General features: G+C 39.6%; 1 pseudogene. It reads right to left on the reverse strand.

Annotated features, from left to right (window positions below):
• Positions 1-460, reverse strand: a pseudogene (locus ACU8YE_RS25055) (2-oxoglutarate decarboxylase); the annotation flags it as partial.

Below are 460 nucleotides of genomic sequence, written 5' to 3' on the forward strand. Positions count from 1 at the left end.
CCTGCCATATCCTTAATACAAATGGAATCCGCTCCTGTTTGACTTAATTCTTTGGCTAATTTTACAAAGTAATCGATGGTATGAATTTCACTCGTAGTATAAGAAATCGCTGCTTGACAGTGTCCGCCAGCTTCTTTTGTTGTTTGAATTGCTGTTTGTAAATTACGGACATCATTCAAGGCATCGAAAATACGAATAATATCAATCCCATTTTCAACTGATTTTTCGACAAAGGCCCGCACCACATCATCAGCGTAATGACGATATCCTAGTAAATTTTGTCCTCGTAATAACATTTGAAGTTTGGTATTTTTAACGTCTTTGCGAATTTGGCGAAGACGTTCCCAAGGATCCTCGTTTAAATAGCGGACACAGGAATCAAACGTTGCCCCGCCCCACATTTCTAATGCATGAAATCCTGCCTCGTCCATTGTTTTAATAATCGGCAGCATATCTGAGG

This window comes from Ralstonia sp. VS2407, assembly GCF_052950655.1.